Annotated in this window: 27 protein-coding genes and 1 tRNA gene; 8 read left to right on the forward strand and 20 right to left on the reverse strand. The window is 65.1% G+C overall.

From position 1 onward, the window contains the following. Positions 1–100 precede the first annotated feature (100 nt). Both ABLE93_RS15615 and ABLE93_RS15620 read right to left on the reverse strand, forming a co-directional pair. Entirely contained in the window at positions 101–1,621 is a 1,521-nt protein-coding gene (locus ABLE93_RS15615) for a M48 family metalloprotease (RefSeq protein ID WP_510183038.1), read from the reverse strand. Between the two features lie 38 nt (positions 1,622–1,659). After that, positions 1,660–2,655 (reverse strand): thermonuclease family protein, encoded by a 996-nt coding sequence (locus ABLE93_RS15620; RefSeq protein WP_348840765.1) that lies wholly within the window; start codon positions 2,653–2,655, stop codon positions 1,660–1,662. Positions 2,656–2,802: 147 nt separating this feature from the next. Here ABLE93_RS15620 and ABLE93_RS15625 point away from each other — a divergent pair. The 3 genes from ABLE93_RS15625 (at position 2,803) to ABLE93_RS15635 (ending at position 4,444) form a co-directional block, all read left to right on the forward strand. After that, positions 2,803–2,879: transfer RNA gene (locus ABLE93_RS15625), tRNA-Arg, on the forward strand. A 273-nt stretch (positions 2,880–3,152) separates the two neighbouring features. Then, positions 3,153–3,698, forward strand: a complete 546-nt coding sequence (locus tag ABLE93_RS15630) for a hypothetical protein (protein ID WP_348840766.1) — start codon at positions 3,153–3,155, stop codon at positions 3,696–3,698. A gap of 26 nt (positions 3,699–3,724) precedes the next feature. Further along, positions 3,725–4,444 (forward strand): hypothetical protein, encoded by a 720-nt coding sequence (locus ABLE93_RS15635; RefSeq protein WP_348840767.1) that lies wholly within the window; start codon positions 3,725–3,727, stop codon positions 4,442–4,444. A gap of 10 nt (positions 4,445–4,454) precedes the next feature. Here ABLE93_RS15635 and ABLE93_RS15640 read toward each other — a convergent pair whose 3' ends face one another. Genes ABLE93_RS15640 through ABLE93_RS15660 form a run of 5 tightly spaced genes read right to left on the reverse strand, consistent with a single transcriptional unit; the run spans position 4,455 to position 7,206 of the window. After that, entirely contained in the window at positions 4,455–4,919 is a 465-nt protein-coding gene (locus ABLE93_RS15640; RefSeq protein WP_348840768.1) for a hypothetical protein, read from the reverse strand. After that, positions 4,916–5,620, reverse strand: coding sequence for a hypothetical protein (locus tag ABLE93_RS15645; protein ID WP_348840769.1), 705 nt, complete (start codon positions 5,618–5,620; stop codon positions 4,916–4,918). The genes ABLE93_RS15640 and ABLE93_RS15645 overlap by 4 nt, the downstream gene beginning before the upstream one ends. After that, positions 5,613–6,071, reverse strand: coding sequence for a hypothetical protein (locus ABLE93_RS15650; RefSeq protein WP_348840770.1), 459 nt, complete (start codon positions 6,069–6,071; stop codon positions 5,613–5,615). Before ABLE93_RS15650 ends, ABLE93_RS15645 begins: the two co-directional genes overlap by 8 nt. Continuing rightward, positions 6,064–6,531: a twin-arginine translocation signal domain-containing protein gene (locus ABLE93_RS15655; protein WP_348840771.1), complete on the reverse strand. Its 468-nt coding sequence runs from the start codon at positions 6,529–6,531 to the stop codon at positions 6,064–6,066. The genes ABLE93_RS15650 and ABLE93_RS15655 overlap by 8 nt, the downstream gene beginning before the upstream one ends. Before the next feature lie 57 nt (positions 6,532–6,588). Beyond that, positions 6,589–7,206, reverse strand: a complete 618-nt coding sequence (locus ABLE93_RS15660; protein ID WP_348840772.1) for a hypothetical protein — start codon at positions 7,204–7,206, stop codon at positions 6,589–6,591. Positions 7,207–7,269: 63 nt separating this feature from the next. Here ABLE93_RS15660 and ABLE93_RS15665 point away from each other — a divergent pair, with 63 nt between their 5' ends. Further along, positions 7,270–7,530 carry a helix-turn-helix domain-containing protein gene (locus ABLE93_RS15665; protein WP_348840773.1) on the forward strand — a complete coding sequence of 87 codons (261 nt, stop codon included), beginning with the start codon at positions 7,270–7,272 and terminating at the stop codon, positions 7,528–7,530. A gap of 611 nt (positions 7,531–8,141) precedes the next feature. After that, entirely contained in the window at positions 8,142–8,321 is a 180-nt protein-coding gene (locus ABLE93_RS27000; RefSeq protein WP_510183039.1) for a hypothetical protein, read from the forward strand. 689 nt (positions 8,322–9,010) lie between these two features. On the opposite strand, the gene ABLE93_RS15675 is transcribed toward ABLE93_RS27000, so the two are convergent. After that, positions 9,011–9,217, reverse strand: coding sequence for a hypothetical protein (locus tag ABLE93_RS15675; protein ID WP_348840774.1), 207 nt, complete (start codon positions 9,215–9,217; stop codon positions 9,011–9,013). A 611-nt stretch (positions 9,218–9,828) separates the two neighbouring features. Here ABLE93_RS15675 and ABLE93_RS15680 point away from each other — a divergent pair. Next, complete coding sequence (locus tag ABLE93_RS15680) at positions 9,829–10,113, forward strand: hypothetical protein (protein WP_348840775.1); 285 nt, start codon at positions 9,829–9,831, stop codon at positions 10,111–10,113. A gap of 1,015 nt (positions 10,114–11,128) precedes the next feature. Here ABLE93_RS15680 and ABLE93_RS15685 read toward each other — a convergent pair. Beyond that, positions 11,129–11,548 (reverse strand): terminase small subunit, encoded by a 420-nt coding sequence (locus ABLE93_RS15685; RefSeq protein WP_348840776.1) that lies wholly within the window; start codon positions 11,546–11,548, stop codon positions 11,129–11,131. A gap of 94 nt (positions 11,549–11,642) precedes the next feature. Between ABLE93_RS15685 and ABLE93_RS15690 the strand changes: the two genes are divergently transcribed. Next, complete coding sequence (locus ABLE93_RS15690) at positions 11,643–11,918, forward strand: hypothetical protein (protein WP_348840777.1); 276 nt, start codon at positions 11,643–11,645, stop codon at positions 11,916–11,918. 306 nt (positions 11,919–12,224) lie between these two features. On the opposite strand, the gene ABLE93_RS15695 is transcribed toward ABLE93_RS15690, so the two are convergent. The 4 genes from ABLE93_RS15695 to ABLE93_RS15710 form a co-directional block, all read right to left on the reverse strand. Beyond that, positions 12,225–15,863: a hypothetical protein gene (locus ABLE93_RS15695; protein ID WP_348840778.1), complete on the reverse strand. Its 3,639-nt coding sequence runs from the start codon at positions 15,861–15,863 to the stop codon at positions 12,225–12,227. A gap of 2 nt (positions 15,864–15,865) precedes the next feature. After that, the gene (locus ABLE93_RS15700) at positions 15,866–17,002 is read right to left on the reverse strand and encodes a hypothetical protein (protein WP_348840779.1); all 1,137 of its coding nucleotides are present in this window, start codon (positions 17,000–17,002) and stop codon (positions 15,866–15,868) included. A gap of 3 nt (positions 17,003–17,005) precedes the next feature. Further along, positions 17,006–17,194, reverse strand: coding sequence for a hypothetical protein (locus tag ABLE93_RS15705; protein WP_348840780.1), 189 nt, complete (start codon positions 17,192–17,194; stop codon positions 17,006–17,008). Positions 17,195–17,317: 123 nt separating this feature from the next. After that, positions 17,318–17,728 (reverse strand): hypothetical protein, encoded by a 411-nt coding sequence (locus ABLE93_RS15710; protein WP_348840781.1) that lies wholly within the window; start codon positions 17,726–17,728, stop codon positions 17,318–17,320. A 208-nt stretch (positions 17,729–17,936) separates the two neighbouring features. Here ABLE93_RS15710 and ABLE93_RS15715 point away from each other — a divergent pair, with 208 nt between their 5' ends. Beyond that, on the forward strand, positions 17,937–18,188 hold the full coding sequence (locus ABLE93_RS15715) for a hypothetical protein (protein WP_348840782.1): 252 nt from the start codon (positions 17,937–17,939) through the stop codon (positions 18,186–18,188). 76 nt (positions 18,189–18,264) lie between these two features. Here ABLE93_RS15715 and ABLE93_RS15720 read toward each other — a convergent pair whose 3' ends face one another. The 7 genes from ABLE93_RS15720 to ABLE93_RS15750 all read right to left on the reverse strand — a co-directional run bounded on the left by ABLE93_RS15720 (position 18,265) and on the right by ABLE93_RS15750 (position 23,756). Then, on the reverse strand, positions 18,265–19,176 hold the full coding sequence (locus ABLE93_RS15720; RefSeq protein WP_348840783.1) for a hypothetical protein: 912 nt from the start codon (positions 19,174–19,176) through the stop codon (positions 18,265–18,267). A gap of 21 nt (positions 19,177–19,197) precedes the next feature. Next, positions 19,198–20,571 carry a replicative DNA helicase gene (locus tag ABLE93_RS15725; protein WP_348840784.1) on the reverse strand — a complete coding sequence of 458 codons (1,374 nt, stop codon included), beginning with the start codon at positions 20,569–20,571 and terminating at the stop codon, positions 19,198–19,200. Beyond that, positions 20,568–20,780 carry a hypothetical protein gene (locus ABLE93_RS15730; RefSeq protein WP_348840785.1) on the reverse strand — a complete coding sequence of 71 codons (213 nt, stop codon included), beginning with the start codon at positions 20,778–20,780 and terminating at the stop codon, positions 20,568–20,570. The genes ABLE93_RS15725 and ABLE93_RS15730 overlap by 4 nt, the downstream gene beginning before the upstream one ends. After that, positions 20,777–20,974, reverse strand: coding sequence for a hypothetical protein (locus ABLE93_RS15735; RefSeq protein ID WP_348840786.1), 198 nt, complete (start codon positions 20,972–20,974; stop codon positions 20,777–20,779). The genes ABLE93_RS15730 and ABLE93_RS15735 overlap by 4 nt, the downstream gene beginning before the upstream one ends. 78 nt (positions 20,975–21,052) lie before the next feature. After that, positions 21,053–21,289 (reverse strand): helix-turn-helix domain-containing protein, encoded by a 237-nt coding sequence (locus tag ABLE93_RS15740; protein WP_348840787.1) that lies wholly within the window; start codon positions 21,287–21,289, stop codon positions 21,053–21,055. Between the two features lie 120 nt (positions 21,290–21,409). Next, positions 21,410–22,309, reverse strand: a complete 900-nt coding sequence (locus tag ABLE93_RS15745) for a hypothetical protein (RefSeq protein WP_348840788.1) — start codon at positions 22,307–22,309, stop codon at positions 21,410–21,412. Positions 22,310–22,544: 235 nt separating this feature from the next. Next, complete coding sequence (locus tag ABLE93_RS15750; protein ID WP_348840789.1) at positions 22,545–23,756, reverse strand: tyrosine-type recombinase/integrase; 1,212 nt, start codon at positions 23,754–23,756, stop codon at positions 22,545–22,547. Positions 23,757–24,028: the final 272 nt, after the last annotated feature.

The following is a 24,028-nucleotide window of genomic DNA, read 5'->3' on the forward strand; positions in this document are numbered from 1 at the left end:
TCCCCTTCCGGGAGGGCGGGAGCATAGCACCGGGTGCGAACGGCACCGCTTGGGCCCTATCACTTTGCAGGGAGGCCAGCGGCAGGCAGGGGCATGGCGCTCAGTCGGCGATGATCTTCACCTTCTCGCCATACTTGAGCTTGGCGTTGGCATCGAGGCCGTTGAGGATCAGGAAGCGCTCGCCCGGCCGGTCCGGCACCTGCATGCGGGAGGCGAGCTTCTCCGGCGTGTCGCCAAGGCCAACCTGAACGATGCGCACCCTGAGCGGCTTCACCGTCTCCGCCTCGCCGGACGAGACGCGGCGGAAGGTGTCGGCGGCGGCGCGGAACTGCTTGTCCAGCTCGGGGGTCAGTTCCCGCGCGGCGAAGATGAGGCGGTAGACGTCGGTGCCGAAGCGGATGGCGAACATGCGGAACGACCACTGGTCGCCCCGCGCCACGGCGGTGGCCGCGGAGAAGCCGTTCACGGTGAGGGTCTCCACCGTGTTGATCTCCACCCCGTCGATCCAGCCGGAGGAGAGATATTGCGCCAGCGACTGGTCGGTGGCGATGCGCACCGCATCGAGCCGCAGCGCCTCGCGGCCGGTCTGGGTGGCGCCGAGCACCGCCTGGGAGGTGTTCTCCAGCGAGAAACCGTCCGGCGCGGTGAAGGTGAAGCCGAGCTTGGGATGGAAGAACTTGCGCCCGCGCACGAAGCCTTCCTTGGGATCGTCGCCATAGACCATGCCGTTGATGGCCGACAGATAGGCGCTGCGGTCGCGCTCGCCATCGGCCTGCCCGCCGGCGCCGGCATACTGGCGCGCATTGGCGATGGCGATGGAGATGCGCTCCGGCGTCGCCGGATGGGACGACAGAAAGTCCATGTCCGGGGTGGTGGAGGCGCCCTGGGACGCGTTCTGGCCGGAGAAGGCCGTGCTCTTCAGCTCGGCATAGCGGCCCATGTCGCCGAGGAAGCGGGTGGCGCCGTAAGGATCGAAGCCCGCCCGCGCGGCGATGCCGACGCCGATGGCATCGGCCTCCAGTTCCTGCCCGCGGGAGAAGGAGGCGAGCGTGCGCCGACTCTTCTGCATGGCCAGCGCCCCGAGGTCGGGATCGTTCACCACGTCGGAGATCACCCGGCTCACCAGCACCGCCTGCTTCACCTGGTCCTCGCGGATGGTGGCGTGGCGAGCGATGACGTGCGCCATCTCGTGGGCGAGCACGGATGACAGCTCGGACGTGTCGTTGGCCAGGGCCAGCAGGCCGCGGGTCACGTAGAGCGACCCGTCCGGCAGGGCGAAGGCGTTGATGGCCGGCGAATTGAGCACCGTGACGCGGTATTTGAGGTCGGGCCGCTCGGAAGCAGCCACGAGGCGCTCCACCACCTGCTGGATCAGCGCCTTCAGCTCGGGATCGTCATAGGCGCCACCGTAGCTCGCCACGAGCCGCTCATGCTCGCGGCGCTGGGCGGGCGACATGTCGGCAAACTCGGCCGCGGCGCTGGCGGAGGTGAGCGGCACGCTCGCCTGGTCGAGGTCGATACCGGCGCAGCCGAGGAGCCAAAGGGGGAGCAGCAGGGGCAAGGCCATGACGGCCCGGCGGACGCGGCGCGCCGGCACGGCCTGCCGCGCCGCACCTCGCATCCCGCTCGCCGTCTGCCGCATCCGCTTGTCCGGCACCATCACCTCGCGTCCGTTCCTTGCCCCCGGCGCCTCACCGGCGCCCACCCTGCACCGTCGAGGCGGGCCATCTCGCCCCGGCGGCGCACCATCATCGCAGGCCCGCCGTCAGCACGCACCACTCCGCGCGCCTGGATCCGCGTACCCCGCAAAACGGCGGCATCGAGGCTATCGCCCAAGATTGTGGCGAAATCCTCCTTCGCAATCATGACCGTGAAATCTTGCTTCCAGCTTGATCCGAAATTCAGATAGATCCGGTCCCGCCCGCCGGCGGCCAAAACGCGACCTTCCGCTAGGGTAAAAAGGCCGGATCGCAGCGCCAGCGCGCCGGCATCCGCCGCCGGTGCCGCCACGGCGGGGTCGGCCCAGATGCCCCGTCCGGCCGCCCGCGCCTCGGCCTCGGCCGCGAGCCGCGCCTCCATGCAGGCCGCCTCGCCCTCTGCCCGTGCCAGACCGGCTCCGGCGCGCAGCAAGGCCCGCGCGAGGTCCTCCCGCCGGTCCCCTTCCGCTTGCGGACAGACGAGGGCAACCGCGCCCGCAAGTCGGCCGTGACGATCGGATGATCCGCCGGCGAGCGCCACCGAACAGCCGACGAGCACCTGCCGGGCCGCCTCGGCCGCCGCCGCGACGCGGGCGGGATCCGGCTCCAGCCGTGTCGGCAGTGCGATGCCTTCCGGAATGAGAGCGCGACCGTCGGCAAGGACGAGCGCCCCGGCGTCCGTCCACGCGGCCGCCTGCGCCCCCGCCGAACCGGGCGCCACGGCGCAGAGGCCGGCGGCAGGCACCGCCGGCGCGGGTGAACCCGCTCCTCGGCCGGCCGGGGCGGCATGGGCGGTTGTCAGCGCCGGCGCGACGAGCACGAGCGCAAGCACTGCAGCCACGGCCGGCATCACGCGGCGCCTGCGCGCCGTCCCCTCGCCCGATGGACCCGCGGCGGACATCCCGTCGTCCGACGCCCCTTGGCCGAGGATATGCCCGGTCGCCTCGTCTTCACTCATACCGCAAGGATAGCCCCTTCCTGCCGCAGGCATGAAGGCCTCAAGGATCAACTGTCCTTACAGCGCGTTTCCGCCCTCTTTCCAGCCCGTCGCGCACCCGCCGACGGCCCTTCCCTCACGCGCTCGGGCGTTCTAGAAGAAGGGCGCGTCCCGGTAGCTCAGCAGGATAGAGCAGCGGTTTCCTAAACCGCAGGTCAGGGGTTCGAATCCCTTCCGGGACACCAGATTTCCGATATTAAGATGCTGATTTGACGTCATAATCTCGGACGTCGAAATTCTGTGCCCCAGCATCTGCCCCAGCACGTGCGTTAGCTCGTGGTGGTCCGTGGTGGACAAGCAAGGCGACTCTCGTGAATAGGTTGTAAGGCTGGGCCGTTGTGCGAGCACCCTGTACGCGCTCGCATGATCCGAGAGAGGGTGCGCGGGCTTTGGGCAGACGTCCGGGAGCAGAAGACGGTGATAGTCCAGTCCCTCAATCGTGGCGCCATGCCGCGGAGGTGGCCAAGGAGATCATCGGCTGGCCTGAATGGCCCTCTCCTCCTGTGCTCCAAAGTGGCGCAATTATCCGACCTGTTTGGGGCGAGCTGCGAACCGCGAGCGCAGAGACCATCGACCTCCTCGTGCCCCTTGGGGAGAAGAACGGTCCCGGGCTAGAGGGGGTGCGGCTGCGGATTTGTGTCTATTCCTTCCGTCGCCAATTTGAGGTCACTGCAACATTGGAGGCGTCTGGCGGCCGTTCATTCTGCGCGATTGCTCGGGTCGACGCCTGGCCCGCGGATCCGCACATGAACACCAGATGCCGTAAAAACGCTGCCTTAGGCCACCTTCCGTCTATCGTGACCGGGGACCACGTCCACCGATTTTCAGACAACGCTCATATGGGGCGGAAGGGGTTCGCTCCACATGACAATCTCCCTGCGGCCATCGGCACCGACGAACCGGTGGTGAGTTTTCGTCAATTTCTGCGTATTGTATCTCTCGAATTTCGCGTCGACGGCATCGAGGACATACCTCCTCCGGATAGCTGGCAGGTGCTGCTCTGACCATGATCCTAACTGCAACCGCATCCATGGCCGATATCGCTGCAGAAGTGGCGCGCTCCCTGGTGCTGGTCTCCGGGGGGCGTGAAGTTGCGCGGCTATCCACCCCGCTTCTCTATCCAGGCGGGAGCATGATCGGCGTTGAGCTGTCGCGGGGCAGAGACGGTTTCCTAGTCACGGATGCAGGTTCAGCTCGCAGGGAAGCAGGCCTTATGGGGGGCGAGCGCGCGTTTGCGCGCCTGGCGCCAACGGTCGCGCAACGCTTCGGCGTCCGCTTTGACCGGAATATGATCTTCGACCTCGATGTTCGCGAGGCGGATTTGGTGGTGGCCGTCGCCGCGGTAGCGAACGCAGCAAAGACGGCGGTGGAGACCACTGCGGAGCATCTCGCCGCATCGGTCCACCCGGATCATCGAGCAATGCTGCTTGATCGGTTGGAGCATCTTTTCGGTTCGCGCTCTCTCCTCCCTGAGAGGAGGTTTAGGGGCGCATCGGAAGAATGGGAGTTCGACGCGGCGCTTGCAGTTGAGGGCCACCTTACTCTCTTCGATGTCGTGTCGCCCCACGCCAACTCGGTCAGCAGCGCCACGATGAAATTTCTCGATGTTAAGGATCTTGGCGACGCCGCGCCGAAGCGAGTGGCGGTTTTGACGAGCATCAAGGATACCCCTCGCCTCAAGGTGCTTCACCGCGTGGCGCAGACGGTAGAACTGACTGCCGCGGACGAAATATTTGCTCGCGCGGCCTGATGTCGCCCTTTTAGGGCCGCTCCGGCACCCGCACCCCCACGACGCGCCCCACCAGCTTCTCGGCCGCGTGCTCGGTGGTGAACGGGCCTTCGCTCGCGCCGAAGCGTCCGGAGCGTAGCGCCGCCTCGCAGTCCCGCGGATCAGCCGGCGGGATCCAGTGCATGCGGACTCTCTCCTGAACCGGAGGAGAAATGGGGCTCAGGTCACACTCGATCCGCAGATCACGGTAGGCGATCAGGAACAGCTCGCCCTGCGCAGGCTGATGGTCGGCGAGGTCCACCACCGCGAACTCGCAGCGGCGCAGGTGCGGGTGGACGGCGTTGTCCTCCACGGGGAACGTCATGTGGCCCGGCGGGAGCGTCGGGAGCATCATCAGGTCGCGCAACTCGGGCTGGTGCTCAAATTGGACAGCCGGGGGCTGTGGCACAATGGCGAGGGCGCGGCCCGGCCGACCTGCGGACGTGCGGCGGGTCATTGCGTGGCTCCCACACCGAGAATGGCGAGCGCGTCGCGAAGGACGCTGAACGCCATACGCTGGTCCGTCGTGTAGTCCTCCGGGCTCGTGATGACCTCGCCGATATAGTCGTCTTCGGGCCCATCGGTTCGGGCGATGGTGAGCGCCCGGAGCTTCACGGCGAGGCCGGCAGCCGTCCTGGCTGGCATGTGGACGATGCGCTTCACCAGCACACAGCAAGCAGCAGCGGCACGTTCCAGCTCCCGCTCCGCGGCAGCCGCACCGCACGCCTCGTGGGCTCGTGCTCCCCCGCTATTCCAGGCTTCCAGATCCACGAGAAGCGCCGCCTCCGGGCATGGCCCTTCCCGAAAGCCCGTGACGCGCCATGCCCTTTCGCAGTCTTGGACGTGCGCCAGCACTGGAGGGTTTGGTCGGTAGGCACCAGCCCTAAAGTGGAACAGGGGCTCACCTTCGTTGTCGTAGGCGAGCAACGCTGCGGACGGCTCGGGCCTAAGGCGCTCGCCAACCTTGTTTAGCCTTTCGGCCTGGGCAGAGAATTCCTGCTCCTCGACCCATAAGGCTTCCAGCTCGCTCCCCATGGTGAGCAGTTCCGCGTCGGCCTGATCGGCAACGGCAAGATTTGCCAGCGATGCCGCAGCCGTGGCAGCGACGGTCCCTTTGAGGAGGCCGCGCCGAGAAGGAGAGGAGCCGCGCTCACGCATGGTCGCCTCCCATCACGAAACCACGGATCGCGCCGCAGATGGCGCCCATGGCCTCGTCATCGGCCACCGGTCCGCCGCTGTAGCCGTCCTTCTCGGTCAGCATGTCGAGATAGGCGAGAAGCCCGGCGCGCGTCGTGGGCGTAGTGTTCAGAAAATCCCACCACGCATCCGCGTCGGCATCGCAGGCCGCGTTGTATCGCTCCTCAATTTCGTCACCCTCCGGCGAGGGCGCACAGAACGAGACGCCGCGCGCGGTGCACCGCTCTTCATATTCGCCCTGCTCCTTGATGACGGCATTGAAGGCCGCGCGCTTCGCCCGGAAAGTGGCGATGGCCGCGAACACAGGATCGGAGACGGGAGCGGCCGAAACCACCGCAGCCGTTGCCCCGAGGGAGAGCGCGGCAGCTCCGAGGAGGGCGCCGCGTCGGGAAAGGGTGGGCTGCTCACGCATGGGCTGCCTCCCGAGCATGATAGGCGCGCACGGTCGCGAGGATGGGACGGACTTCCTCTTCGGGAATGGCGCCCTCCCAGGTGCCGGGAGCCCACATGAGGGCGAGCCATGCCCGCATGCCGTCTGCGGTGGTCGGGACCGTGCGCACGGCATGGCGCAGAGCGGCCATATAGGCCGAACACGCGGCCATCACTTCGTCATCCGTCCCAGCAGAAATGCCGCCGGCCATATGCTCGGCATCGGCCTTGCGATACAGGCGAGCGCGATCCTGCCGAGCGCTGCGGACAGCCGCAAGCGCAGCGAGCACCGGATCAGGTTGGCTGGCCTCTGCCTTCGGCAGCACGGCCACCGGCACGGCGAGGGCAGCAACGGTCCCGAGGGCAGCGCCGGCCTTGAGAAATGCGCGACGGGAGGATGCAGGCATGGGGGCGGCGTTTGCCGCCGCGGTGGGCTTCGGCATGGGTCTTCTCCGGTGGTGAAATGACGAATGCGGGGGAGGCGGTGGGCCGCCTCGGGATCAGGCGATGCGGGCGAGGCGCAGGGCTTCGTCTGCGGCCCGGACCTTGGCGAGCGCCGCGGGAACCCCGCCCCACGGCACGACGGCGGTGCGCACCCGCTCCGCGAGGGCGTTGTCGGTGGTGGTGAAGGTGAGCGCACCGGCCGAGCCGATCAGCCGGCCGAACTCGACGCCGTTGCGCTTCAGGACGAAGCCGGCGCCGTCGCGCTTGGCGGTGTAGGTGGCGGAGAGGCCGGCGGCCGCCTTCTCGGCGGCGACGATCCGCTCCAGCGCTGCGAGACGCTGGATGTCATTCGAGCGCTTGCGAGCCGCATAGGCGTCGCGGGGTTCAGGTGCGTTCCGGTAGCGCGCCGCCGTGATGTGGGCTGCCGCCAGGGCGTGCTCGGCGCGACGGATGACTTCGGCCCGGTCGCAGCCGCGCGCCACAGAGACATAGCGCTGCAGCACCTCCCACGGCGTCACCGGGGCGTTGCGCGCCTCGTGCCACGCCTGCCGCAGGTGGGCGGCGAAGGCGGGCCGGCTGTAGGGCGCCATGGACTGCCGCAGCAGCGACCAGGCGCGGCGCATCAGGAGGGATTTGTTCAGCATGGTGAGCTGTCCGGCTTTGATCCAACGCATCAATATGATACTTATGGATCGAAAAAGGACATTAGTCAACACTTAAGGATAAAATTAATCCCTATGGATCATTCACCGCTCACTGGAAGGCAGATTGCGGCGGCTCGCGCGCTCGTCGGCTTGTCGCAGGCCGAAGTTTCCACGCGGGCGAACATCTCCGTGCCGACCCTGAAGCGGATGGAGGCTAGCGAGGGGGCGGCGGCGGGGTTGGCGAACAACGTCGCCGCGGTCATGCGCGCCCTCGAAGAAGCCGGCGTCGAGTTCCTGAACCATGGGCAGCCGGGGGTGAGGCTGAGGTCTCAGCAGGGCGCAAGCCAAGCCTAGGTCATGCCGTCCGACCGCCCACCTGCATATGTGAGCCGATCGACACTGGCGCGCGAACTCGACATGTCAGAGAGCACGGTTGATGAGATGGTTCGGCGCGGCGTGCTGCCCCGGCCGCTGCGCCTGTCCAACGGCTGCGTCCGCTGGTCGTGGGCGGCCGTAGAGGCTGCGCTTGCATCCCTGGCGCCGACTGGCGAGCATAAAGCCCCCGATGACCCATTCATAACCGGAGCACGTCGTGCCGCGCAAATCGCGAAAGAAGGGCGGGAGGCACGTGTGAAAAATCAGAAGCCGAAGTAGCCGTGGTGCCTCGCGCTCACAGCGATGAAGCCTACGTGATCGACTTGTGCGACCTTCAGCTCGGCATGAAGGCGCATCGTCAGTGGCGCTTCCCGTTTCTCCTGGGCGATCCCGGAAAGAACGGACGATGCGCCCGCCTTCCCGTTGACGCCTACTATCCCGAGCTTGGCCTTGTGGTGGAGTATCACGAGCGCCAGCATGGTGAGCCGGTCCCATTTTTTGACCGGCGAATTACCGCAGCCGGCATCTCGCGCGGTGAGCAGCGCCGGATCTATGACGAGCGGCGACGGAAGGCGCTGCCCGAACAGGGGATGAGGCTGGCGGTGATCTGCTGTTCCGACCTGGCACACAATGGGGCTAGACGATTGCTGCGTGATGGGGAGCGCGATGAGCGGGCCATCCGCGCCGCCCTCGAAGCCGCCGGTGTGATCTTCGTGGCCGAGAACGGCGAGGGGCCTGGGGTGCGGCTGAGGAAAGATCGAAAACAATGAACGAGACGATCTGAGAATGCGCCCCTGTTTGGGAATTTAGAGTAGAGAGCAACCATGGATGCGACATATAGCTTGAGCCGCACAGCGCAGCCGACAATGAAACGTCGCGTAGATTTGGACGGGCCCGATTTCTATCCGACGCCCGCGTGGGCGACCCGCGCGCTCGTACGAAACGAGGCGTTTGTCGGCGATATTTGGGAGCCGGCCTGCGGCGATGGCGCAATGTCGGAGGTGCTGGCGGAAACCGGATGCGAGGTGAGCAGCTCCGACCTCGTAGACCGCGGCTATGGCTCAGCTGGCATCGATTTCCTAACAGCCGACAGGCGCGCTTCCAACATCGTAACGAACCCGCCCTACCACAGCGCTGAGGGCTTCGCTTCTCGGGGGCTTGATCAAGCCAGTAGAAAGGTTTGCTTACTCCTCCGCCTTGCGTTCCTGGAGGGGGGTGCCCGCCATCGGTCACTCTTCGCCACAACGCCGCCAACGCGGGTGTGGGTGTTTTCCGAGCGGATCACGTTTTACCCGAAAGGCGCTCCGCAGGCAGGCTCAGGCACCGTAGCCTACGCATGGTTCGTCTGGGATAAGGAAGCGCTGGGATCGACTGAATTGCGCTGGTTCCCAGCGGGGACGAAGACTTTAAACCAAAAAAGCCCGGCCTAAGCCGGGCTTCTCTGCTCTTGCTGAGTATATCAGGAAGGATTTCCGAAGCGCTTCAGCGCTTCTTCCTTGCTGCCCAGGAACTTGCGCTCTTTGAGCACTTCGTTGACGCGGCCGGGATTGACGTCGAAATCGGATGCGATTCGGTTCTGAAATTCGCCTTTCCAATGGCGAGGCCAGATGCGGACCGCGTCCTCAAATGTGAGTTTCGGTGAGGGGCCGCGGGGGTCAGTCTTCATTTTAAACCTCTTTTAAAGAGGCCTACGAAGCTTGACAAAAGGGCGCGAATGCGCATGATTGCGCGTGTGAACACGACCCTCCGCAAGGCTTCGTAGGCAGTTGCGGATCATAGAAACCGAGGCCTTGCCGGGCCTCGGTTTTTCTATGGAGAGACTCGCTCTCTACTGTCATGCTTCCATATTACCCTCCCCAAGTCAAGGAAGTGTCGCGCCAATCGCCTGGGAGACCCGTGGGCGGCGATTTGAGGGTCCAAGCTGATCCGATAGCGTCTTTTCGCCATTGGCGCCGAGCGGCCAATTCCGGCGAATTCCAGGCGCCTCGCGTCAAGGTGGAAATAGACCAGTCGCACCCTAGGTCAGTTTTTGCAGTGCTGGCGCGACCGCTACCGAACTCCGAAGAACAGCGCACTTTGCCGCGACCGACTAATCCTTCACCGCGTGAGGTTCGCCCTTAATCCTCGCGCCCCTGGCTGCCCACCGCAGTTGCATGTCCCGCTCCTCGGTCGGATCGCGAGCGTGATCCCGAGGAGGAGGCTGGAAAAGACGACGGCGGCAATGATCCTCGCTATCCTCAGGCCCGCCCATCCGCGGCGAACAGAGGACCGGAGCCCATGGCGCACGACAAGAACACCACCGGTCCAGCCATCGAGCCGCGCTGCCTGACGCTCCAGCAAGCCGCGGATTACTGCGCCCTCACGCGCAGCGGCTTCTCGGCTTGGCAGCGGCAGGGGCTGGTGCCGGGCCCGATCCCTGGCACGAACCGATGGGACCGCAAGGCGCTTGACGCCGCCCTCGACAAGGCGAGCGGGCTGCGCGAGGCTGGGGCGATGCCGGAAGATCCATGGGATGCGTGGGAGCGCGAGAGGGATGCGGCAAAGGCTGCCGGGGCTCGTTAGAAGGATGGTACCGTTAGCCTATCGCTTCGGCCATGTCCCTGGAAACCGATCTATCGACCAATGGCTCCTACTCGAATAGGGATGCCGCCCTACTGGAGACAGATCACAGAGCAATCGACAGTTATCGATCCTCTTTGAGATATGATGACTCAAAAACGAGCGGACCCTAGGTTTATACATGTCAATTCTCTCTCGACTTTCCACTTTTTTGCTTATTATCTCATGTGCCCTGTCCGTCTGGATAGGAGCGGCATATGGATTTCATATCAAAAATATAAAATGCACTCCATTATTTTCATATGAATGCATTTCTAAGCTAATCGAAGATACAGTTCTGCTTAGATGGGTCGACGATCCCGGAACATTCATTCTCGGCTGCATAGCCGCAATCAGCACCGGCATAGGCGCAATCCTATTATACAATCAAGTTCGTCAAGCTGATAGATTAGAGGATTTTCGCAGGCTCCAGAAACACAAAGCACAGAGGGCGTTAATGCCACTGCGCCTCAGCGATACAAGCCGATACGTTGAAAAATCAATCAGATCCGTTGAAATTGCGATATTGCGTTACGAGGCAGCAAGAATATCTAGAACGGCACTCCTTGACGACAGAGAAATTCCGATACTTCCAGATGAACCAATAAATTTTTTTTCCGATTTTATCGAGTACGCTCAAGTAAAAACGACGTTGATTGAGAATATGATCAGTATGCTACAGTATCAGTCATCGCGAATAGCGGATTTGTCTGATAGACAAAAATCTAGGTCAATTGTCATTTACAATCTATATTCATATTATATTGAATATTGTATTATTCATTGCATTATAAATTCAATGTACGACTATGGTAGGGGGCGTGACGAGAATATGCCCACCTCAATTTCGTGGGAAAGCGTAATAAAAAATATATCATTCCGTTCGATATCAGGGGATCATCTCGACAATATATTGAGCTCAGCATACCGCATCTCGGAATCTCAGGGGGAAAATGTAGTTATTAAATGATGGGCGACTCTATATGCCGCTAGACCCCCCATACTCCGCAGTCCACTCATCTTCCGACATGGGCTTGTCGCTGATCTCGTGGTGGATGTTCACGTTCTCGCTCTTGTCCACCACGAGCCCGTTCAGCTTCGCCACGTCCATCCATGCGGCGCGGGCCACCGATAGGCCGGGCGCGCCGCCTTCCTCCTCGGCGGCCTCCGCGATGCGCTTCAGGTTGGCGGTCACGTCGGCCAAGGTGATTTCCGCACGCATGGCGCCTCTCTCCTGCAATTCGGTGATTCGGGCCCGCACGGCGGGTTCGCTCGCCAGCCGGTGGGCGTTCTTCCGGTCCGCCCGGAAGCCGGCTTCAGCGTAGGCCTCGGCCACCGCATTTCCCTCGGCCACGAGCTGGGCGAACCGCTCGCGCCGGCCGTTGCGAAGAGGGGCCACGGCTCGCTCCTTCTTTTGATCGACTCCACCTCAGATTGAAGCGGTGCTAGCGTTCCACCAAGCGGGATTGTGCCTGCGAGTTCTGGGGGAGACCATGGCTGACGACACTGTTCCGCGCCCCGTCATAGTTGGCGCCGAGACTGCGCCGATTGCTTACTTCGAGGGCGTGAGCGCCATCGGGCACCAGAAAGGAATTTACTCCGTCGGCCTGTGCGTTGGCCGCCCCGTTGGCTTCACCGACGGCGCCGTTCCGACCATTGTCACGGCCGTGGCGGTCCTGAAAGGAAATCGAGAAGCTCTGGAGCTTCTCCGCCGCGCAATCGATGACGCACTGCTGATCGGTGCCCCAGTCCAAGGTGAGGCGAACTGAACTCATGGGGCAACCTCCTATGAAATGGTCCTGGGCAGTGGCTTTGACCCTTGTTCTGTTCATCGCTTCATGCGGGGATGGTGACAATGCGAGGCGCTATGCATTCGAAAAAGTCGTGGCGAACAGCCGGATCGGCAGCGGATCCGACTATTGGCTCGTAAAGTACAACCTCTTTGCTCAGCATGAGAGAGTTGGTCTGATATTTGGCTTTGTTGACGATTTCGGCTTCTGTGCAGAAATCGCCGAGATGTACATGAGGCGATACCCTGCCGATCGATACTCGTGCGAGAAGGCAAACTAAGTGGTTCAATCCGCGGCGTTGGCCACCGCGGCCCGCATGTAGACCCGAGCAAGGCTGATGGCCTGCCCCGTGGTCGGCTCGCCCTTCACCTGCGCCAGCAGCGCGCGGGCGCGCTCCGGGTTCAGCAGGGCGTCGCGCACAATGTCATCGACGCTCTGGAGGCCAGCCTGCCGCATGGCCTCGATGACGCGGCCGAGCTGCCCGCCGCCACCGGCGCCCGCCGCCGCACCAATGCCGCCGGCCGTCATGCTGCCAGCCGCAGCCCCCGCGCTGGCGAGCGCGCCCGGAGAGAGGATGCGGGATAGCCAGGACTGCGCGCCGCTGGCTTTGGCCACGGCGTTCATGTCCTGCGTCGTGTTGGAGCCGCCTGGGAGTTTCACGGCCGCCAAGGAGCGGTTGGACCGCTTCAGGTCCGCCGCGACGGCCTGGAGGGTCATGATCTCCGGGCCGGAGAGCACCTGCTTCAAGGCCGGTACGTTCTGGCGCAGAAACTGCTGGAAGGCGTCCGAGCGCATCATGTCCGTTCCGGACGCCGCGCCCTCGGTGTTCCCGATGAACCGCAGATTGATGTAATCGGCCACCGCCTTGCGCAGGCCGTTGCGGGCTTCTTCGTTGCCGGCGGTCTCGCGGGCAAGGCGCGCCATCTGCTGCACGGCGTCCTGCCGCGAGAAGATGCCGCCGATGGTCTTGGTCACGTCGGCCGGGTCGGAGACGTTCAGGAGCCGCGCCACGGCGCCCTGCTCGAAGGTGTCCAGCGCCGCCTTGCGGTCGGCCGCAGCCTTGGCCATGGCCTCGGACGCAACCACCGGGCTGGCGAGCATCTGCTCGACTTCGGGCATGGCCCGCAGGGCGTCGGCGTGCTTCTGCCGCCACGCCTGCACCTTGGCGGGATCCAGCGTGCCGTCCACGGGGCTCTGCGCGGCCTTGCGCAGGGTGGAGAGGGCATATTCGCGCACCTGCGTCACGGCGTTGGGCGCCGCGTTGCGCAGCGCCTGCATGGCCTCATAGCCGCGCGGGCCGGGCACGAAGAACCGCCCGGGGACGACGGAGGCTTCCATCTGGAAGGGGCCGGACGCGCCGCTGCGCTGGATCGTGCCGCCCACCCGGCCGCTGTCGAACGTCTGCGCGCGCTGCTTGGTCGCCTCGCTGGCGGCCTTCAGTCGGTCGGCGGCTCCGGCGTCGAAATTGGGCTGGAGGTCGTTGGGGAGGAAGCCAGAGCCTTGTACGCCTTGATCTCGCGGAGCATCGCGAAATCCCCCTCCGCCCGGTACTTGGCCTCCAGGTGTTGGATGAACTCGGCCCGGTCCGAAGGCGGCATTTCCGCCACCACCTTCTGCAGCGCCTTGCCCCATGGACGTCTCGGAGGCGCGTCGCTCATACCAAGCCTGTTGGTCCCGCTGGAGCTGCGCGATTGCCGCCGCCATCGTGTCCTCTTCGGACATCGCGCCGACCTGCACCGCCTGCTGTTCCATCTCCGCTTTCGCGGCCACGGCGTTCTCAATGTCACGCTCGATGGCGCCGCGAAGCTGCGACAGGCGAGCATACACGCGAGACTGGCCATTCGCCAACATCTCCTGCCGCATCGCGTCCGACACCCGGCTGCGCAGGGCCGTCATCTCGCGGAACGGCACCACATCAGGATAGCGCAACGCCGTGACGATGGTGGCGCGTTCCTCGCCCGCCAGGGGCGCGGCGGACTTCTCCAACCCCTTCACGATGGTCCGAGCCGTGTCGCGCACGCCGGTCGCCGGCAGGTTCAGGTCTCCAGCCGGGTCCACGGCCTGCCACAGGGCTCGCTCGCGCTCCTTGGCTACGCCGCGGGCATCCATGATGCTCTGGCGGATCGCGCCGCCATAGGCCTCCGGTGCACCTTCACCGCCCAGCCTGCCCGTGGCCTGCCGGGCCGTGGCGGTCGCGGCTTCCAGGGCCTGCCCGGTCTGCTGGTCGAGCGCGGCAAGGTTCTGGCGCAGTACACCGACCACCTGCTCCGGTGCGCCCTTGGGCTGGATTGCCTCCAGCGCGCCGACGCGAGCCGTATTCTGGTCTGCCCGGCGCGTCATGAACTCGGCCGGGTTCTGCGCCGCGCTCGCGCGCTCCAGCGCACCAAGACCCATGTCGCCCGTCAGTTGGAAGGTCGTGGGCTCGGATCCGGCCACCAGATTGCGCGCCACGGCGCCCGGCTCGGTCGGCAGGCCCACCTGTTTCGATGCCGCAGCCGCGTCCAGCGTGTCGCGCACCGCAGCGGGATCGGTCGCCCACTGCTGAAGGCGCTCACCGGCCACGCGTTCCTGCGTCGCCGGATCGGACAGGCGGAAGTCGCGCCACGCCTGCGGCAGGCCGGCCACGCCGCGCCCGGCCGCCACGGCACCGACGCCCACGCCCGCCCCGGCCATGCCGCCGACGGTCTCCGCAAGCGGCTTCCACGGCTCCGGCACCACCTGGCCCGCCATCTGCCCACCGACACCAGCCGCGGCGCCGACGCCTGCGTTCACGGCGGCATCGCCTACCCAGGCCGAGCGGCCGAAGACCTGCCCGAGCGTGTTCATGGCGCCTTCGCCGACCACACCGGCGCGGTTCAATCCGCCCAGCACCGCTTCAGGCGCGAGCATGCCACCCGCACCGGCGCCGGCCGCGCGCGCAATCTTCTCGCCCATGCTCCCGGCCTGCACCTTGGCGGGGTCGTTCACGCCAACGGTCTCGCCGACACCGGCAAGCCACTGGCTGGAGCCCGGAAGGTTGGGGCGAGCCTGCGGCAGTTCGGCGCCGGTCACGGCGTTGATGCCCTGCACGGCCTTGTTCGTGAGCCACGTCGCCGCGTCCACCGGTGCGCCCAAGGTCGAATAGATCGCTTCATTGGTGCCGGCCGTAAGGTTGTTCCAGAGCCCCGAGGGGGCCGCGGGCTGGGCGGGAGGCTGGGGCGAGCTCGGAATGAGGTCGTCGAACAGGCCGGCTCCCGCCTGCTGCTGGGACGCCGACGGGATCAGATCGTCAAAGAGCCCCGCCTGAGCCTGCTGCCCCACCGGCGGCGCCGGCATGCTCTGCACCGCGCCGTCCTGCCACGGGTGGGCCTGCCCGGGAATGCCCGTCGGCCTGGGCGGGATCGGATCTGCACCCGGCACCGGACGGATGGCGCCCTCAATGGCCTGCACGCCGGCCGGCTTCGGCGGCTCTGCCGTATAGGCCATTGCCTGCCGCGGCACGAACTGCACGCCGGAAAGGCCCTGGTTGGTGTCGGCTGGGCCGAGGTCGCGGCCCACGGGAACGTCAAACCGTCCCTCCGGCGCATTGCGGAACGCGCCGCCGGTGTCGTGGACCACCACCGGAACGTCCTTCAGCACATGGCGCTGACCACCGGCCTGATAGCTGACCTCGGGAATGGTGTATTCGCGCCCGTAGAGAGCCGGATTGCCGGCAATGGTCACATAGGGCGCCTGTCCGGTGCGGAAGTCCTCCAGCGTGCGCACCATGGCCTGCCCATCCGGGCCAGGCCGAGACGATGCATAGCCGCCTTCCATCCGATCGCCGCCGCGCTGGGGCGAATAGGTCGTGACGCGCGGGGATTGGCCCATCAGGCGCTCCGCGAGGCTCCCGGCGTAGGGGCTGGCGGGCGGAAGGGGCACGAGGTCTTGGAAGGCGTTCTGCATGGTCAAAGCCCCGCGGGGTTCACGCCCATCTGCTGGAGGCGCTGGATCACGGCATCACGGTTCGCCCCGCGGGCGATGGCGGCCCGGGCCTGCGCGAGCGGGTCTCCGGCTGGCTGGGAGCTGCCCTGTTGCTGCGGACCTTGCTGCCCGTTCGGCACCGAGCTGCCCTGTCCCGGCCCACCCGGCACCATGGCGGCCTGAGCCCGAAGCTTGGTCAGGCCGGTGGTGAGGGCGTCCCGAAAGTCGTAAAGCGCCTTCGTGTAGTCCTGAAGGTTCTGCGCCGCACTCAGGCGGGCCATGGCGTTCTCGGCCTTCAGGCCCTCCACCTCCGTGATGGCGCCGCCGCCCTTGAGCATCTGGTAGCCCTGAAGGAACACGCCGCCCTTGAGTTGGTCCATCCTGGCCTGCACCCGGGCCGCATCCGCCGACACGTTCGGCATGCGCGAGGCCAACGGCCCCAGCATGTTCGGCAAGTAGGGATCGTTGGCGAGTTCGTCGATGTGCTTGCCGATCTGGCCCGCCATGCCTTCGGCGCCGGGAAGCTGCGCCTGTGCTTCGCCGGAGGCCTTGCCGATTGCGCCCTCGCGCGCCGCGCCGGCGACGTTCTTCGGAATGGTCGTGATAGGTTGGCGCGTCTGCGGATCCAGCAGCACGAAATGGGTTCCGGCGTCGACCTTGATCGGATCTTTCGCGACCGTGACACCGGCGGGCAACTTCGGCTGGATCGGGTTGCCGTCCTTGCCGAGCTGGATGATCGTCGGGTTGCCGCTGGCGTCCACGCCCCACACCGGGTTCAGGCCATAGGTGGGCTGTTCCGACTTCCCCGCCCGCTGGCGCATGATGTCGATCTTCTGGCGCTCGAAGTCGTTCTGCACGTCCTGCTGACCCAGGCGCGACAGGACTGCGGAGCCTTCCAGATCGCCGCTGCCCAGCAGCCGCGCGGCCATGGACTGATAGTTCGGGCTCCCATCCGGAAGCATGTCCTGCCCGACGCTCTTGCGCGCATTCAGCGTGTCTTGCTGGCGGCGGGACGCCTGCCCCTGATCATAGGCGCCGAGCAGCCTGTCGGCGTAGGACGCGATTTGCCCACCCTGATTGGGGTTGACGGGGATCATGAAGGACGGGACATCCCAGGCCATCGGTCAGCCCTCCTGCTTCGGGAGCGGCTTCACGGCCGGCGGCGTCACGCCGGCGCGCTCGATGCGCTCCAGGATGGCGCGGCGGACGAAATCGCTCGGCTTCAGGCTTTCGCGTGCCGCGGCCTCGTTGATCGCCGCGGTGAAGCCCTGCGGTCCTCGGAAGTTCACGCTCTCGACGTAGCAAACGGCCATCTGCAAATCTCCTGTCGATGAATAATACCGCGGTTTCGAGCGTGTACGACAGGTTGTCGCATGAAATGATCTTATGTATCGCAATTCGCTCAAGTCTACTGAAGACTACCAGAGACTAACCTATCAATTTAATTGAAGCTTGCGCGCAATCTCGGCCTCCCGCGCCCGCTCGTCTTCCACGAAGCGCTTCCAGTGTTCGGCCTCGTGCTGGGAGGCGGCGCATTGGCCGAGCAGGTAGGCGTTGCGCCGGCCGAGGTCGTCCATGCATTCGTGGTGGATCTGGATTTGCTGGCGCAGACGATCCCGCTCGACGTTCAGCCCGGCCACGAGCTGCTGGAGGGCGTCCACCTGGCCGCCGAGGTCCTGGCAGCGACCCCGGAAGAAGTCCGCCAGAGCGGCCCGATCCTTAAGACGCTGGCGATACCGGCTGCGGCGTTCGGAGCGGCTTCCCTTCGGCGTCCCATGGCGAGCCTCGGCCCAGTCCGCGGCGGCGCGGAGCAGGGTGGCGAAGAGCGACGGGCGAGGGTTCGACATGGTTCGGTCTCCGATGCTGGCCGGAGCAAAGCCCCTCGGCGCGTTCCAATTCCGAGTGGTCCAAACCGGACACCCGCTCCCCGGCACGGATGTTGCTGAGGTGTGACGACAAATGACGACGACGACCGCATTCCCCGGAATTGTCACATCTCCCCCAAAGTGGGGGCGCGTTTCCCTGCAAGGATCGCGATGAGAGGGGCGAGCGATCATGCAGGAGAACCGAGCCATGCAGTGCACCGACATCCGCCCTATGCAGGTCCGCCCCATCCAACCGCCCGTCGCCCTGGCTTCTCTCGGCGAGGCGGCGGACTTCCTACGGAGCCTGTCCATCGCGGAGCATGCCGAGCCGCTCATCGACGTGATGGAGGCGGCGGACCAGCCGGAGATGGAGCGGCGGGCCTGGCAGGCGTTCGAGACGTTCGCGTGCGCCATGAGGTTGCCGGTGCGGCTGGTGGCGTGAGGCGAGGCCGGTCGGAGCGGGAGGGCTCGCACGTGCGGGCGTGCAGGCGCACGCGAGGCCGGGGACCGAAAGCCGGTCATTTCCCACCCCCCACGCCATCCAATGCCCCGAAGCCAAATTCCGCCAGGAGGGGTGGCGGAACGCGGCACCCGGAAAATCCAGGCCCTGGCCCCAGGCTTGAAGGCCAATTCCCGGAACGCTGGAAAGACATCACCAGCGCTCGCCAATCCGGTGAAATGCTGGCGGTCGACCCCGGAGGCGAGGCGCCCCCGTACTCCTCCCACAATCGGCCGTTCAGCCAAGAGCGAGCCTGCTTCACAAACCGCGTGCCCTCGATTCCAAGGCGCCGGCATTCGGCCAAATACCGTTTCGCGCCACCGATGATGGCATCCACGGTCGCCCCAGCCTTTACGGCCTTGGCAAACCCGTCCTTCGCCCGCGCCCAATCTTGGGAACCCTCCCGGCGAGGATAAGTCCGCCGGAACTGGTCCCACGCTTCGGCCAGATCAGCCTTTGCAGGAGGGGCATCCAGACGGATCACCTCGGCAGCACATTTGTTTTCTTCTTCTCGGCCTCTGGCCTCTGGACTCTGGGTGTTATCACCCCTCTTATCCACGGGGTTATCCGACGCGGAATTTCCTTCATTATTACAAAGAATTGGATTGCCTCCTCTCAAGCCGTTTTTCCGCGCCTGCTTCGCCTTGCGTTCATCGCGGACCATTCGGCGCGAGTAGACGACGCCCTCTCTCGTTCGGGAGAACACGCCCGCCGCTTCCAGCTCCGCGATCAAATCGGGGATCTGTTCGGAAGGCGCGCCTGCCAAAGCGGCGAGCTGCGTGCTAGTCGGCGAACGTCCGGCAATCAGGAGGTACCCATAAGGCACCGCCTCCTGCATGAGGGCGAGCATTTCAGCCCATAGGCCCCGCGCCCCCAGCGAACACATGCGCAGGCAGGGATCGCTGCGCCAGTCGGACCAGTACCACTTCACCCATGGGGCGCCGGCCATGCCTCACCCCCGATCCCGCACGGCAGACGCTCCGGGATGGCAGAACACCTCTGCCACCCCGACCGCGCCCATGCGGCACTTGGCAACGATTATCTCAAGCGAAAACTCGCAGGCCATCAATCGAGCTTGCGAATCTGGATCGGTTTTCTCTTTCAGATAGTAGCTTTCCCGGAACAGCAGCAGCACAACGTCTGCGTCAGCCTCGATATCTCCGCTCTCGCGAAGGTCAGAAAGCTCGGGACGCTTGTCCTGCCGCTGCTCCACGGTCCGATTGAGCTGGGCGAGGAGTACGACGCAGACGCCAAGGTCTTTTGCGAGAGCCTTCAGCCCGGCGGTGATTTCGCCCACCTCATAGACACGCTGGCCACGGTAACGGTCGGAGGCGCGGACGAACTTGAGATAGTCAATCACCACCACCTTGAGCCGCACGCCGCGGGCCTTCATCTCATCCGCCGCCGAGCGGGTGCGGGCGAGGATTTCTCCCACCGACACCGTGGCCGGTGTTTCGATCAGCAGCGGAAGGCCTGCGGCAGCCGAGGCGGTTTGCTCCATCTCCCGCATCTCACGGGCGTCCAGATGACCCTCGAACACCGCTTTCGATGTAACCGGCGAGCCATGGCGGAAGGCATGGTCGGAAAGGATGCGCGCGCCGATTTCCTCGGCCGGCATTTCCAGGGAGAAGAGGAGGCACCCGTTGCCAGCCGCCGCCGTGGCGCGGGCCATGTTCGCCCCCACAATGGTCTTCCCCATTCCTGGCCGGCCAGCGACGATGACGAGGCGCCCGGGCTGGAGCCCTCCGATCATCCGGTCCAGATCGGCAAGTCCCGTGGTGGCGCCGGGCTCGATCCTGCCTTCCCGGATGGCGTCGACGCGGAGGAGCACGCCAGACAGGCAATCGGCCAAGGACTGGCGCCCGCGGTGCCCGTCGTCCAGTTCGGCGCGGATGCCGTCGAGGTCGGACAGCAAGGCGGTGATGGACGATTTCACATTGGCGTCCGGCTGGGCAACGGCGCCTGCTGCCTCCCGCGCCGCTTCCACCACGCGCCGGGCGGCCCACGCTTCCCGGATGGTCATGGCGTAGTCGGGGGCGTTCAGGACAGTGGTCGCCTCCGCCATCAGCCGGGCAAGGTATTCCATCGGCGTCAGGCCGGCGATGTCCAGATCCGCGGGCAGCTTCGGCTTCAAGGTGATCGGCGTCGCCGCACGGCCGTCGAGGATCGCATCCCCGCACAGCTCGAAGAGCTTGGCGTGGATCGGCTCATAGAAGTGCTGGGGGCCGACGATGCCGCTCACCCGCCCGAAGGCCTGATTGTTGACGAAGATGGCGCCGAGCAGCGCCTGCTCGGCCTCCACGTTGTGGATGCCAGGGGATGTCACTCGCGCCCCCTGAATTTGCAGAGCACACCCCGGCTATGGGGCGGCAGGAACAGCGCAAGGAAGTCCCGCCAGGCCTCACCCGCGGCGATGCCGTCGCGGATGTCGAGAGTGGCTTGGGCGCGGTGCAGGGCGGCGGTGTAGGCCCGCCACCGCGCATCCAGGAGGTGCTCCCGGCCTTCGGCAAGGGGGATGACAGTGGAACGGCTCATGCCGCCACCTCCCGTCCAAGGCCGGCGGCTTCGGCATGCGCCAGGGCCACGCCAAACGGCACGCCGAGGGCGGACGCGAGCCGATGGGCGGCAAGGTGAAGGGTGTTCGGCAGGCTGGAGGACGCGGGCTTCGCGCTGCTGGTGGGTGGCGGACGCTTGCCCGCACGGCGGGCGTGGAGTATGGATTTGTCCATGATGCTTTTCCGGAAGAGAGGCGTCAGACCAACGAAATCAACGCCCCGTTGCTCGCCGGCATCGGGGCGTTTTCGATTTCAGGCGGCATTGCGAGCGGGAAGGTTCGCGACCCAGGCGTCGATGGCGGCGCGTGTGATGAGGGTCTTGCGGCCGAACTTCTTGGCCGCGATGGTGCCCTTCTTCAGCTCATTGAAGACGGTGGCCTTCGACACGCCCATGATCCGGGCGGCGGTGGCAACGTCGTAGGCCAAGGCTTCGGGCGCATGATAGACGCCGGCCGGGGCGGGAACGGCGGTGTCGGCGGCAAGCTGCATTTCGGCTCTCCACTCACATGGGCCACGGTGGATTTCCGTGGGGGGTGAGGAGAGGTTGCAGAACTCGTATTGCCGGAAAAAGCTGCCGTAAAATGGCGTACTGAATTTAATTTCCGGCAGCTATTTTCCGGCAGGGTCAGCCCTCAAGGTGCGGTAAGTCTCCGCGAGGCTATCTCGAATAGCCTTCGGTGTTGTTTTCGGCGCATCCGCCCGGTTTTCGCTCAGCCATTCGGCGAGCGCTTTCGCTTCCTGAGCCCAAGAGCCAAGCATCTGACCGGCGGAAGATCGACGGCGCAGCTCCGCCTCGATCAAGTGCATTGCAGTAGGGCGGCCTTTGCCCCCTGACTTATAAGGATCGACCGGCTCCATCGGAACCGCCTTGCCAGCATTGGGTAGGACGCCCGCCTCTGTTTCTCCATAGGTCTTAGAAAAACTCTCAACATCGAAAAATATCCAATGCAAACCGCTCGTCGACCGATCTCGTTCCTCAGCGCCGATGTGCAGACGCGTCCATTTCCTCTTCACCGGATCGTGGTAGAATTCAATGTAGTCGGGCCGGCGGGGAAACGGCTTTAGAAGGTCTATTGCGCCAGAATCGAAGCGCGGATCCCAAAATTGCATGCTCCATGTGTGGGCCGGCAATTGCGTGAGTTCGCCGCCAGCTTCCGCCCGAGCTAAGGTCAGGATTTTCCCGGCCTCGCAATTGCGCACGATGCTGCCCCGGATGTTTTCGATCATCTCCCAAAACAGCCGCACCTCCCGATCCAGGCGGTAGGCGAGCGAGTAGATTTCCGTCGTTACCGGCAAATTTTCCAAGGCTTCGGGCACCTCTTGCCAAGCGCTGGGCAGGATAATTCCGATTTTTCGAAGACCCTCTGCAGCCAACGTCGGAATACGCTGCCCATCCTTCGCCACGCCCGCGAGTGCTCGATCCTCAATGGATCGCATGGCTAGATAAGCTAAGGCGCCAACCTTGGCCCGCTCGGTATTTGCTTCCTCGCTGTCGGGCGGTGGCAGCATCCACTTCGTTGGCAGTGACCATGACGGACACCAATCCCGCCCATAGATCGACCGGCCGAGCAGGTCCTCGGCATCAACGATCCAGATACACCCCTTGGGGTCGAAAGCCGGTCTATTGAACAAACGTGCACCACGTCCGCACCGAGAGGCGCGTGGGGCAACCGAGGGTGCATCTCGGCTTTCGGCTGGCCGGCCTAGCCCCACGCTTCACGAAGCGCCCAGATGGGCGCGGTTCCTATCCCTTCGCAGCGCGGATCGGCACCACCTTGGCGCCCGCGCCGCCCGTGACGTATTTCGCCCAAGCCTCCATGAGCTTCCGGCGCTTTTCCAGGGCATCGGCCCGACGATAGGCGCGTTCCGTAGCGTCGCCGACCGTGTGGGCCAAAGCGGCCTCGGCAATCTCGCGCGGAAAGCTCGTCTCCTCGCCCGCCCAGTCCCGAAATGAAGACCGGAAGCCGTGCACCGTTAGGTTGGGCCGCTTCATCCGGATTTTCAGCAGCATCGCCATCGCCATGTCGGAGAAGGGCTTTCCCTTCCTCGGGCTCGGGAAGAGGTAATCGCCCTCCCCGCGCTCCTCTTCAGCAGCGGCGAGGATCGCAAGCGCACGCTCGGTCAGAGGCACCCGGTGTTCCTTGCCCATTTTCATGCGGGCCGCCGGAATGGTCCACACCTTGGCCTCGCGGTCTATCTCCCGCCAGGTGGCGCCCAGCACTTCGGCCGTCCGGGCCGCCGTGAGGATCGCAAACTCAAGGGCAAGCGCTGCGGTGGCCCGCCGCTGCTGAAGCTCGGCAACGAATGCCGGCACGTCGGCATAGGGCATCGCGGCATGGTGGCCGCGCTGGAGCTTCTGGCGCTTGGGCAGCAAGGCGTCGAGATGACCGCGCCAGCGGGCCGGGTTTTCGCCGGTGCGGAGCCCCTTCGCCTTGGCTGCGTCGAGAACGCGCTCGATGCGGCCGCGCAACCGGGAGGCCGTTTCCTGCTTCGTCTGCCATAACGGTTGCAAGATACCCAGCACGTCCTCGGTGCTCACCCTGTCGATCTGGAGTGCACGCAACGGCGCCCCGTACACTTCCAAGGTGTGCTTCCACTGCCAGCGGTGCTTTTCGTTCTTGAAGCCAGCGCCAAGGGTTTCCACCAGTTCGTCCGCGAAGGCGCCAAAGGTCGGAATGGCCACCTGCTCAGCCCTGCGAGCTTCCAGAGGGTTAATTCCCTCGGCGAGCTGCGCGCGCGCCAGGTCGGCCAGTTCGCGGGCCCGCGCGAGCGACACGTCGCGAGCCGAGCCCAACCCCATCTCAAGCTGCTTCCCGCCCCACCGATAGAGGAAGATCCACCGGCGCCCGCCGTTCGCGGAAATGGACAGATAGAGGTTCCCCCCGTCGGCATGCCGCCCGGGCGTGGTCAGCGACGCGACCGTGCGCGCGGTCAGCCTCTTTGTCTCGCGGCCCATCTCTGCCCCAGCGCTGCCCTAGCATCTGCCCCAGCAGCAAACTTAGATCGTCATAGTCTATGGTATTCTCCCATAGACGGGAAGAGCGGCAGGCTACTGATTCAGAAGGTATTTTTTGGTGCCTCTTAGACTCTCACATTCCACCGTGGACTATAGTTTGGTGGACTTCCGGGACACCACATGTTCTGGGTCAACGATCTGGTTTTTAGTCGTTATTTTTGACTTCAGAATTCAAGATCTTGCGCAAAGCCGCATGGCTGGTCTTCACCCGC

The sequence above is a fragment of the Xanthobacter pollutisoli genome (genome assembly GCF_040044995.1).
Taxonomy (GTDB): Bacteria; Pseudomonadota; Alphaproteobacteria; order Rhizobiales; family Xanthobacteraceae; genus Xanthobacter.

What these genes read in the sequence shown, in the direction of transcription:
- ABLE93_RS15750 (WP_348840789.1), bottom strand. Translation starts at nt 23,756, where the DNA reads ATGGGCCGCGAGACAAAGAGGCTGACCGCGCGCACGGTCGCGTCGCTG.
- ABLE93_RS15705 (WP_348840780.1), bottom strand. Translation starts at nt 17,194, where the DNA reads ATGGCCGTTTGCTACGTCGAGAGCGTGAACTTCCGAGGACCGCAGGGC.
- ABLE93_RS15700 (WP_348840779.1), bottom strand. Translation starts at nt 17,002, where the DNA reads ATGGCCTGGGATGTCCCGTCCTTCATGATCCCCGTCAACCCCAATCAG.
- ABLE93_RS15655 (WP_348840771.1), bottom strand. Translation starts at nt 6,531, where the DNA reads ATGCCGAAGCCCACCGCGGCGGCAAACGCCGCCCCCATGCCTGCATCC.
- ABLE93_RS15690 (WP_348840777.1), top strand. Translation starts at nt 11,643, where the DNA reads ATGGCTGACGACACTGTTCCGCGCCCCGTCATAGTTGGCGCCGAGACT.
- ABLE93_RS15715 (WP_348840782.1), top strand. Translation starts at nt 17,937, where the DNA reads ATGCAGGAGAACCGAGCCATGCAGTGCACCGACATCCGCCCTATGCAG.
- ABLE93_RS15665 (WP_348840773.1), top strand. Translation starts at nt 7,270, where the DNA reads ATGGATCATTCACCGCTCACTGGAAGGCAGATTGCGGCGGCTCGCGCG.
- ABLE93_RS15615 (WP_510183038.1), bottom strand. Translation starts at nt 1,621, where the DNA reads ATGCGAGGTGCGGCGCGGCAGGCCGTGCCGGCGCGCCGCGTCCGCCGG.
- ABLE93_RS15745 (WP_348840788.1), bottom strand. Translation starts at nt 22,309, where the DNA reads ATGCTGCCACCGCCCGACAGCGAGGAAGCAAATACCGAGCGGGCCAAG.
- ABLE93_RS15710 (WP_348840781.1), bottom strand. Translation starts at nt 17,728, where the DNA reads ATGTCGAACCCTCGCCCGTCGCTCTTCGCCACCCTGCTCCGCGCCGCC.
- ABLE93_RS15620 (WP_348840765.1), bottom strand. Translation starts at nt 2,655, where the DNA reads ATGAGTGAAGACGAGGCGACCGGGCATATCCTCGGCCAAGGGGCGTCG.
- ABLE93_RS15740 (WP_348840787.1), bottom strand. Translation starts at nt 21,289, where the DNA reads ATGCAGCTTGCCGCCGACACCGCCGTTCCCGCCCCGGCCGGCGTCTAT.
- ABLE93_RS15735 (WP_348840786.1), bottom strand. Translation starts at nt 20,974, where the DNA reads ATGGACAAATCCATACTCCACGCCCGCCGTGCGGGCAAGCGTCCGCCA.
- ABLE93_RS15635 (WP_348840767.1), top strand. Translation starts at nt 3,725, where the DNA reads ATGGCCGATATCGCTGCAGAAGTGGCGCGCTCCCTGGTGCTGGTCTCC.
- ABLE93_RS15680 (WP_348840775.1), top strand. Translation starts at nt 9,829, where the DNA reads ATGGCGCACGACAAGAACACCACCGGTCCAGCCATCGAGCCGCGCTGC.
- ABLE93_RS27000 (WP_510183039.1), top strand. Translation starts at nt 8,142, where the DNA reads ATGAGGCTGGCGGTGATCTGCTGTTCCGACCTGGCACACAATGGGGCT.
- ABLE93_RS15695 (WP_348840778.1), bottom strand. Translation starts at nt 15,863, where the DNA reads ATGCAGAACGCCTTCCAAGACCTCGTGCCCCTTCCGCCCGCCAGCCCC.
- ABLE93_RS15640 (WP_348840768.1), bottom strand. Translation starts at nt 4,919, where the DNA reads ATGACCCGCCGCACGTCCGCAGGTCGGCCGGGCCGCGCCCTCGCCATT.
- ABLE93_RS15660 (WP_348840772.1), bottom strand. Translation starts at nt 7,206, where the DNA reads ATGCGTTGGATCAAAGCCGGACAGCTCACCATGCTGAACAAATCCCTC.
- ABLE93_RS15650 (WP_348840770.1), bottom strand. Translation starts at nt 6,071, where the DNA reads ATGCGTGAGCAGCCCACCCTTTCCCGACGCGGCGCCCTCCTCGGAGCT.
- ABLE93_RS15730 (WP_348840785.1), bottom strand. Translation starts at nt 20,780, where the DNA reads ATGAGCCGTTCCACTGTCATCCCCCTTGCCGAAGGCCGGGAGCACCTC.
- ABLE93_RS15675 (WP_348840774.1), bottom strand. Translation starts at nt 9,217, where the DNA reads ATGAAGACTGACCCCCGCGGCCCCTCACCGAAACTCACATTTGAGGAC.
- ABLE93_RS15645 (WP_348840769.1), bottom strand. Translation starts at nt 5,620, where the DNA reads ATGCGTGAGCGCGGCTCCTCTCCTTCTCGGCGCGGCCTCCTCAAAGGG.